The organism is Gordonia sp. 852002-10350_SCH5691597 (genome assembly GCF_001665715.1).
Lineage (GTDB): Bacteria > Actinomycetota > Actinomycetes > Mycobacteriales > Mycobacteriaceae > Gordonia > Gordonia sputi.
Map to the genome: position 1 here is coordinate 1 of NZ_LZMO01000095.1, position 8,556 is coordinate 8,556.

Genomic DNA, 8,556 nt, shown 5'->3' on the forward strand with positions numbered 1-8,556 from the left:
ACTGATAGAACGTTGATCGGGAGACCTCGGCGACCTCGAGGATGCGTTCGACGGGGATGTCGGCGTAGTGCTCGCCGGTTTCCAGAATTGCCGATGTCGCATCGAGAATTCTGCTCTCCGACGTCGTTTTCCGCCTACCTGCCCTTGGCATGCGCACACGGTACCGCGTGGAACAGGTAGGCGATGCCCGGTGTGTGGCGCGCAACGGACTTCCGCGATAGCCGGTGAAAATCAGGTGTCTTCGGCGAGTGCACGACCGACGACGTCGAGCGCTGAACGCTGCCACAGTGAGACATGGTCGAGCATCGCGTGCCGCCCACCCGGCACCGAGACGAACGTGGCGTCGTAACCGGCGGCGCGCAGTTCGGCGATGCCTTCGGCGGTACGCCGTGGTGACGTGAGGGTGTCGGCGTCGCCATGGATGGCGCGCACGCGCACGCCTCGACGGATGTGGCGCCAGTCGCGATGCTGCCACCAGGGGGCCAGCGCGAGTATGTCGGTGACCCGTGGGTCGGCGCCGAGATGCGCCGCCACGCGCCCGCCCATCGAGTGTCCGATGAGGACGACGGGAACGTCGGGGTTGTCGCGAGTGATCGAATCGAGCGCTGCCCGCGCATACGGAAGGGGGCTTGCCTGACCGCCGTTCCACCCGTACACGCGGTAGCGCACCTGCCGCACGTCGACGGCGCTGCCGAACCTCGCCCGTATCGACCAGGTGAATGGGTACATCCTCAGCGCTGTTCCCTGGGTCGCTCGGAACGGGCGGTAGCTGTTGTCGGTGCCTCCGGGCAGGACGAGCACATTCAGTCGCGGGTTCATCGACTCCAGCATGACGCCGGTGGAACAGGGGACTGACGGCGGCGCCGTGTTTCGGGCACAATCTAGGACTATGGCTTCCCCACGTGCCGGCACTCCGGCTCAGCCCGAAGACCTCATCGACGTCGACGCCGTTGTCGGTGCCTATTACGACAAGGTGCCGGATCCGGACGATCCCGGGCAACGGGTCGTCTTCGGTACCTCGGGGCACAGGGGGTCGAGCCTCGACTCCGCATTCAACGAAGCGCACATCCTCGCGATCACCCAGGCGATCGTCGAGTACCGCGCAGGCGCGGGTATCACCGGCCCGTTGTTCATCGGATTCGATACTCACGCTCTGTCGGTTCCGGCGTGGAAGTCGGCACTTGAAGTACTGGTGGCCAACGGGGTGACCGTCTACACCGCCGAAGGCGATACCTACACGCCGACCCCCGCTGTCAGTCGCGCAATCCTCAGGTTCAACGCTGCCAATCCCGGCGTGCAATCAGACGGCATCGTCGTCACTCCATCACACAACCCACCGCGTGACGGCGGCTTCAAATACGATCCGCCGACAGGTGGCCCCGCCGATACGACGATCACATCGTGGGTCGCCAACCGTGCCAACGAATTGCTGACGGCGAAACTCGATGGGGTCAAACGCATTCCGTTCGAGAAAGCCCGACGCGACGAATTGGTACACGACTATTCGTTCGTCATGAATTACACCGACGGCCTGGCATCGGTCGTCGACCTCGAGGCGATCCGCAACGCGGGGATTCACATCGGCGCCGACCCACTCGGCGGTGCGTCGGTCGGCTATTGGGCCGCCATCGGGTTCCGGTACAACCTCGACAAGCTCACCGTCGTGAATCCGACTGTGGACCCGACGTTTTCGTTCATGACGCTCGACACGGACGGTCAGATCCGGATGGACTGTTCGTCGCCGGACGCGATGGCCTCGCTCATTGAGTCGCGTGATTCCTACGACATCGCCACGGGTAACGACACAGACGCCGACCGCCACGGCATCGTCACCCCCGACGGCGGGTTGATGAACCCCAATCACTATCTGGCAGTTGCGATCGACTACCTGTACACGCATCGGTCGAGCTGGTCGCCTGACGCCGCGGTCGGCAAGACTCTGGTGAGTTCGAGTCTCATCGACCGGGTCGTCGCGGGCATCGGCAGGAAGCTCATCGAGGTACCGGTGGGGTTCAAATGGTTCGTCGACGGCCTGCTCGACGGCAGCATCGCGTTCGGCGGCGAAGAGAGTGCAGGCGCGTCGTTTCTCACGTTCGACGGCGGTCCGTGGTCGACCGACAAGGACGGCATCATCATGGCGCTGCTGGCATCGGAGATCCTTGCGGTGACTGGTAAAACTCCGTCGGAGCGCTACCGCGAGCTGGCTGCGGAGTACGGCGAATCCGCTTACGCCAGAACGGATGCGCCCGCCACCCGCGAACAGAAGGCGGTGCTTGCGAATCTGTCTGCTGATCAGATCACTGCCACCGATCTCGCCGGTGACCCGATCACCGCGGTCATGACGAAAGCGCCGGGCAACAATGCGCCGATCGGCGGCGTGAAGGTCACCACCGCTGACGCCTGGTTTGCCGCGCGGCCGTCGGGTACCGAAGACAAGTACAAGATCTATGCCGAATCGTTCAAGGGCGTCGAGCACCTCGCGAGGGTGCAGGAGCAGGCGCAGGAGGTCGTCGACGCCGCCTTGTCGTGACTCGATGGTGCTTGTCATGACTCGACGGTGCTGTGGTGGATCACCGGTGCGTTAGGCTCGCCCGTGGTGCCACGCTGCTGACCGGTGTTGTGCACCCGCTCCGTAGGAGGCACGGCGACCACACGAAGGATGATCTGTGACTGACAGGCGCAAGCCACCCGCATCGACGTCGAAACACCAACCTCGCTCGACGTCGAGCACTTCGACGTATGTGTTGTTGGGAATCGCGGTTGTGGTGGTGATCGCTCTGGTCGTCGGCGGCGTGCTGTGGAACCGCAACCGCGACCACGGGGGAACGGCGAACGAGCAGGTCCTCAACTCCAACGCCGCGTTGATCATCGGAGCTGCCGACGCGAAGACGACGATCGATGTCTTCGAGGACTTCATGTGCCCGGTGTGCAAGCAGTTCGAGGAGCAGTCGGGTCAGGCGATTGTGAGCGCCGTCGATGCGGGCAGGCTTCGAGTTCGCTACCACATGTTGAACTTCCTCAATCGTCAGTCGGCGTCAGGCAGCTACTCGAGTCGTGCGGCCGGCGCCCTGCAATGTGTTGGCGCAGGGGAGAATAAAGAGGTCTTCTTCAAGTTCCACACCGCGCTGTTCGCAGATCAGCCGAAGGAAGGTGGCGACTCCGATAAGTCGAACTCCGACCTGGCGAAGGTCGCGGCCGAGCAGGGCGCCAACGCGGTGACGCAGAAATGCATCGCCGATGGGGCCAAGGTCGCCGAGGGGGAGAAGGCGGCAGAGGAGTCAGAGAATCAACTGGCCAAGGCCACAGGGGGACAGGTCGCCACACCGACGGTGCTCTCCGGCGGCGTGCCTGTGGACGGGATTCTCAACGGCACCGGATGGCTCGACTCGCTGCTCGGCAAGGCAAGTGAATAGTCGTTCTCGGTAGTCGCTGGAACGGTCGTGGATCTCACAGACTCAGATCTCACGGACCTAGATCTCACACACGTAGATCTCAAACACGTTGCGACGACGCGACGCGAGAGCACAAAGGCCCGAAATCGCCCGATCGCTGTCGTTTTGGTGGCACCCTTGGTATCACTTGTTGTCAGGGGGCCTGTGACCGAGGCGGTGACGTTCAGCGATGACCGGACCAGACGACAGTCGGGACGACACACACTCTGACCGATCCGACGAGTCGACGACCCCGTCGGACTCGACGCTGCTCGACGGCTACTACGTCCGGCGCATCTTCTGGGCTCTGGTGGGCATCGCGGTCCTCTCTCTGGGATCGGCGGTGCTGCGCGTCGGCCAGGTTGGCGTCGACCCGTACACCGCGGCGAACATCGGCATCAGCAACACGCTTGGGATCGACCTCGGTACCTACCAGTTGATCAGCAACGCAGTTCTTTTCATTCCTATGCTGCTGTGGGGTCGCCAGTACATCGGAATCGGATCGATCATGAACATGTTCTGGTCGGCTACTTCGTGCAGTGGTTCAGCACGTGGCTCGATCCGTACTTTTCCGACAATCCCGCGGCATGGCAGAAGATGGTCATGTTCGCCATTGGAATCACTTTCTTCTGTTACGGCGCATCGCTGTATATGACTTCGGCACTTGGTAATTCGCCCTACGACGCGGTTGCGCCGATCATCGTCGACCACTCGAAAATGCCGTATCGGGCAGTGCGAACATGTCAAGACTTGGTCTTTGTCGTGCTCGCAGTGATCTTCCACGGCACGATCGGTGCGGGCACTGTGGTCACCGCATTCTTTACCGGACCGCTGATCGAGACCTTCACCGAGAAGGTGAACAAACCGTTGATGCGCAAGGACCTTACGGCCGCCAGTGCGAAAAAATCACGCGTGGTGATGGGACGGTCACACTTCTGACGTCGGGCATCCACACCCCACCGTTACGGATGCACGCTTCGGTGTAAATGCGGGGCCGACGGTTCCGTCCGTGGGGGGGACGAGTCGTACAACTGTGAAATGGAAGGCAGGGCATGACCGAATATGTCGTAGCGATCAGTTTCCCGGAGAACTCAACGACCTACGAGGTGTACAACACCATCACCAACTCCGGCTCATCGGTCGGGCTGGTCTCCGCGGCCATCGTGCAGCGTGACGACGCGGGTCATCTGACGATCACCGAGGGCGGCGACGTGAAGTCCGGCGACGCCACGGTCGGTGGCTCCTTGATCGGGATGCTGATCGGCGTGCTCGGTGGGCCCTTGGTGTTCTGCTCGGATTTGGCCTCGGTGCCGCAGGCGGCGCGCTGGTCGACGCCAGCCGTTCTGACGACCTCGACGACGCGATCACGGAGTTCGGCAAGACCGTTCGCCCCGGCGGTAATGCCATCCTCGCGCAGACCGACGAGGCCGACACCGCAGCGCTCGACGCTCTGGTGACCAAGTACGACGGTGCCATCGTGCGTCGCCCGCTCGACGAGGTTCTCTCCGAGCTCGAGGCTCAGCAGGATGCCGCTGAGGCCGCAGCCGAGGCCGCTCGTAAGAAGCTCCACGACGAGAAGAAGGCCGAGAAGAAGGAAAAGCACGAAGAGCGCGTCGAAAAGCTGAAGGCGAAGTTCTCCTGAGCTGACACTTCTACTGCTTGAACGAGACCCCTTCGACGACGCGTCGAAGGGGTCTCGTTCTATGCGTGACCAGTGCAGGTCAGCGAATGTTGTTGCGGCAGTGAGGAATACCTCGGGACCGCGATGCCGGCGTTCTGACTCGTGGCAATCCGACGGAAGCTTTCAAGCGTTTGAGGAGTCCTCGATCAACTGATCGGCAGACTCGATGTTGCGATTCACGTTGTCGCACAAGCGAACTCAGTGTTCATAACGCGTGTTGCGGTGACTATCCACAGTCCGATCGTGTGTTCGAGAATTTCCTCGACGTTGTCTGAATTGTCGGGTAGTGTAGAACACATATTCGATACGACGCGGGGCGGGGGTGGCGGCACGTGAACAGCAACGGTGGAAACGAGGGCGCGCCTTCGGCTTTGGCTGCTGCTGTGGTGGGGTCGGCGGATGCGGTGGTGGCGGAGAAACTGTCGCGTTTGGCTGTGGTGTTGGATGAGTTGGCGACGGTGGATGTGTCGTTGGTGTCTGATGACGTGCTGGTGGAAGCCACGATTGAGGCCGAACGGCTGGCGTTGCGGACGGCGGGTGCGGTGACGGATCGTTTGATCGTGGAAGCCTCTGACCGGGATCTGCCCCACTCGTTGGGTTTCCGCGATATTCGCAACTTCATGGGACAGCGTCTGCATAGTGGTGACCCGGCCGCCCGGTATCGGGTGATCGCGGCGACCGGCTCGTTCACCACGATCTGCGGTGACCGCCTGGCGCCCGCGTGTCCGACGTTGGCCGGCTACGTCGCCGACGGTCGGGTCGCCGGCGCGCATGTGCGGGCGGTGGTGGAGGTGTTGGAAGCGATCCCTGGTGAGGTGTCGGCTCAGACGAAAGCTGCCGCCGAAGCACAGCTGGCCGGCTAGGCTCGGCGACGTCGACCCACCCGGAGGCGTCGACCCACCCTTGGCCGACACCGCCTGACCGCTGTGTCACCTGACCGGCGCGTCACCTGACCGACGTGCCAACCCGGCCGACACACAAGCCCGACGAACCGGGCGAACCGTCGAATCCGGTTGTGCCGCAACCCGTCTGCATCCCGCCACCACACCATGGTGGCGGGGCAGACGTGGTTGGACACACGTGGTTGGGGCGACGGTGAAACGTCGGACCAATGTTCAGATCTCAGCGGGCAGCGGAAGATTTACGACGCCCGACCACGTGGTCGGTAGCTGTGCGGAGTCTTTGAACTGCTTCGCGAAGTGCATCGGGTTGTAGGGTTGCGAAGCTGAGTCGCGCGCTGTCGCCGAGGTCGGCATCGACGGCGAATGCCGAACCCGGAACGTACGCCACGCCGTACGACAGTGCGACACTCAGGAGTTCGCTGGTGTCGACCCCGCGCAGTCGCACCCAGCAGAACATTCCGCCGGTGGGTGAGGTGTACTCGACCAAGTTGCCGAGCTCGGCGTCGAGAGCAGAAGTCAAGGCGTGTGCGCGGAGGGAGTATGCCGAAGCGATTGTGTCGATGTGGGCATCGAACCACTCTGTGTCCGCGAGCAAGTCGGCCACCATGAGTTGGTTGAGTGTCGATCCGCACAGGTCCGCAGACTGTTTCAGTCGTTCCACGAGCGCCACCACTGCTGGCGGCGCGTTCATCCAGCCAACTCGCAGTGCCGGTGCCAATGTCTTCGACGCAGAGCCCAGTCGGATGGTCCGTTCGCCGGGGATCGGGCTTGTTGGCGCGCCGTCGAACGCAAGGCGTCCGTATGGATCGTCCTCGACGATCCAGAATCCGTAAGTCTCGGCCAAATCGGCGAGACTGGTGCGGGTCTCGGTGCTCGCGGTTACTCCCGAGGGATTGTGGAAATTGCTCACCGTGTGCACGATTCGCGGCCGGACGCCGCGTTCGAGGAGCCTCGACAGTTCTCCGACGTTCGTGCCGTTCCTCGTGATCGGCAGGGCCACGATCTCGGCGCGCACGCATTGGAATGCCTGTAAGGCACCGACGTACACGGGATCGTCGACGACAACGACGTCGCCCGGGTCCACCAGAGCCAGAGCAAGCAACGACAACGCCTGCTGAGATCCGTGCGTCAGCAGGATTCGGTCTGGATCGACGTCTTCGATGCTCGCAACCACATCGCGGCAGAGCGATACTCCGCGGCTGGTCGTGTATTGCAGCGCATCGGGCCGGCCGATCGTTCGTGCAGCGGCGTCGGCGATCCGGTCGCTCGGCATGAGGTCGGTGGCGGGAAGGCCGCCCGCGAGGCTCAGCACTTCGGGTTGCTCGGTGACGGCGAGGAGGTCGCGGATCGCCGACCCTCGAATGCCTCGCAGCGCTGCTGATTCGATCGGGACTGTGGGAGTTGTCGAGGAAGGCGGCATCGCGCATCACTCCTGTTCTCGGGGACTGAACGGCGGGGGTGATGCGGATGGTCACCGTAAAGGCGGTGCTTCGGGTGGAGCGCCCGCCATGAGGCTAGCTGATTGGTATCACTATTCGATACTTGGTTCCCATATAATGGGACAGACCGGGGCGCCGAGTGTTGGTGGCATATGAGATCGAGTGTCTAACGATAACGACAATCGTTTACAATAGCTCCATGAAGGTACGTAACTCGGTTCGCTCATTGAAGAACAAGCCCGGCGCCCAGGTGGTGCGGCGTCGCGGGCGCATCTTTGTCATCAACAAGAAGGACCCTCGATACAAGGGCCGTCAGGGCTGAGGCCGTCGGCCAGCTCCCGGTGATTCACCCCTCCGTGCAGAGGGCCGTCCGTCCTCGTACAGGCGGCGGTCGTCGATACGAGGCTTGGCTCGCATAAGGAGTCAGTACCTGCCGGAGATCACTCGAGCTCTCGCGGAATTAGGCCCGAAAACAGTAAAGGTGAACACCTTTCGGCCCCATCGTTCGATCACGCCACGGACACGCCGTGACGAAACGTTCTATCCCGAGTACATCCACAAGATCTGTGCACGCCAGCACGCCAGCACGCCAGCACGCCAGCACGCCAGCACGGCGATCGGCCGCCCGTGGTGCCCGATGGAGCAGTGAATTTCGCGTTCATCGGTCAGTTCTCCGAGAGCCAGAGCCGAGACTGCATCTTCACGACGGAGTACTCGGTCCGCACACCGATGGAGGCCGTCTACACGTTGCTCGACCTCGAGCGCGGCGTGCCGGAGGTCTACGGATCGACCTACGACGCCCGGGAGTTGCTCAACGCGACTTCACGCCTAAGGGACGGCGAAGAGGTCCACCTACCCGGACCGCACCTGCTCGGAGAGAAGTTGTACAGCAAGTTCCAGGAGAACGAAGTCGGCAAGCTGATCTCGGACTACAAGCTGATCGAAAAGCCCTGATCCGTGTCTTGTCCAGCTAGCGCGGGTCTGAACTGGAAGACCCTCTCCGATGAGGTCGGAGAGAGTCTTTCTCGGTGGAGCTAAGGGGACTCGAACCCCTATCGAACAGTGTCCCCACCTGCGATGACCTGCACAAACACCCACTTTTC

At 62.5% G+C, this 8,556-nt stretch carries 9 protein-coding genes and 2 pseudogenes; 9 read left to right on the forward strand and 2 right to left on the reverse strand.

Annotation, left to right across the window (positions count from 1 at the left end):
- Positions 1–231: 231 nt before the first annotated feature.
- Positions 232–819, reverse strand: a complete 588-nt coding sequence (locus A5777_RS07045; protein WP_064862126.1) for an alpha/beta hydrolase — start codon at positions 817–819, stop codon at positions 232–234.
- A gap of 70 nt (positions 820–889) precedes the next feature.
- On the opposite strand from A5777_RS07045, the gene pgm reads away from it, so the two are divergent.
- The 7 genes and pseudogenes from pgm to A5777_RS07070 form a co-directional block, all read left to right on the forward strand.
- Positions 890–2,530 (forward strand): phosphoglucomutase (alpha-D-glucose-1,6-bisphosphate-dependent), encoded by a 1,641-nt coding sequence (pgm, locus tag A5777_RS07050; protein ID WP_064862121.1) that lies wholly within the window; start codon positions 890–892, stop codon positions 2,528–2,530.
- Positions 2,531–2,666: 136 nt separating this feature from the next.
- Positions 2,667–3,413: a DsbA family protein gene (locus tag A5777_RS07055; protein ID WP_064862122.1), complete on the forward strand. Its 747-nt coding sequence runs from the start codon at positions 2,667–2,669 to the stop codon at positions 3,411–3,413.
- 208 nt (positions 3,414–3,621) lie between these two features.
- Positions 3,622–4,086 (forward strand): hypothetical protein, encoded by a 465-nt coding sequence (locus A5777_RS25305; RefSeq protein ID WP_231894978.1) that lies wholly within the window; start codon positions 3,622–3,624, stop codon positions 4,084–4,086.
- Positions 4,083–4,370, forward strand: coding sequence for a hypothetical protein (locus A5777_RS25310; protein ID WP_231894979.1), 288 nt, complete (start codon positions 4,083–4,085; stop codon positions 4,368–4,370). Before A5777_RS25305 ends, A5777_RS25310 begins: the two co-directional genes overlap by 4 nt.
- Positions 4,371–4,483: 113 nt before the next feature.
- The gene (locus A5777_RS25740; protein WP_331710578.1) at positions 4,484–4,888 is read left to right on the forward strand and encodes a hypothetical protein; all 405 of its coding nucleotides are present in this window, start codon (positions 4,484–4,486) and stop codon (positions 4,886–4,888) included.
- On the forward strand, positions 4,885–5,073 hold the full coding sequence (locus A5777_RS25320) for a hypothetical protein (RefSeq protein ID WP_231894604.1): 189 nt from the start codon (positions 4,885–4,887) through the stop codon (positions 5,071–5,073). The genes A5777_RS25740 and A5777_RS25320 overlap by 4 nt, the downstream gene beginning before the upstream one ends.
- A 371-nt stretch (positions 5,074–5,444) precedes the next feature.
- Positions 5,445–5,972 (forward strand): annotated as a pseudogene (locus A5777_RS07070) (DUF222 domain-containing protein); the annotation flags it as partial.
- 262 nt (positions 5,973–6,234) lie between these two features.
- Here A5777_RS07070 and A5777_RS07075 read toward each other — a convergent pair.
- Positions 6,235–7,434, reverse strand: coding sequence for an aminotransferase-like domain-containing protein (locus A5777_RS07075; RefSeq protein WP_064862124.1), 1,200 nt, complete (start codon positions 7,432–7,434; stop codon positions 6,235–6,237).
- 218 nt (positions 7,435–7,652) lie between these two features.
- Here A5777_RS07075 and ykgO point away from each other — a divergent pair, with 218 nt between their 5' ends.
- Both ykgO and A5777_RS07085 read left to right on the forward strand, forming a co-directional pair.
- Complete coding sequence (gene ykgO / locus A5777_RS07080) at positions 7,653–7,775, forward strand: type B 50S ribosomal protein L36 (protein WP_039856405.1); 123 nt, start codon at positions 7,653–7,655, stop codon at positions 7,773–7,775.
- 281 nt (positions 7,776–8,056) lie between these two features.
- Positions 8,057–8,407 (forward strand): annotated as a pseudogene (locus tag A5777_RS07085) (oleate hydratase); the annotation flags it as partial.
- Positions 8,408–8,556: the final 149 nt, after the last annotated feature.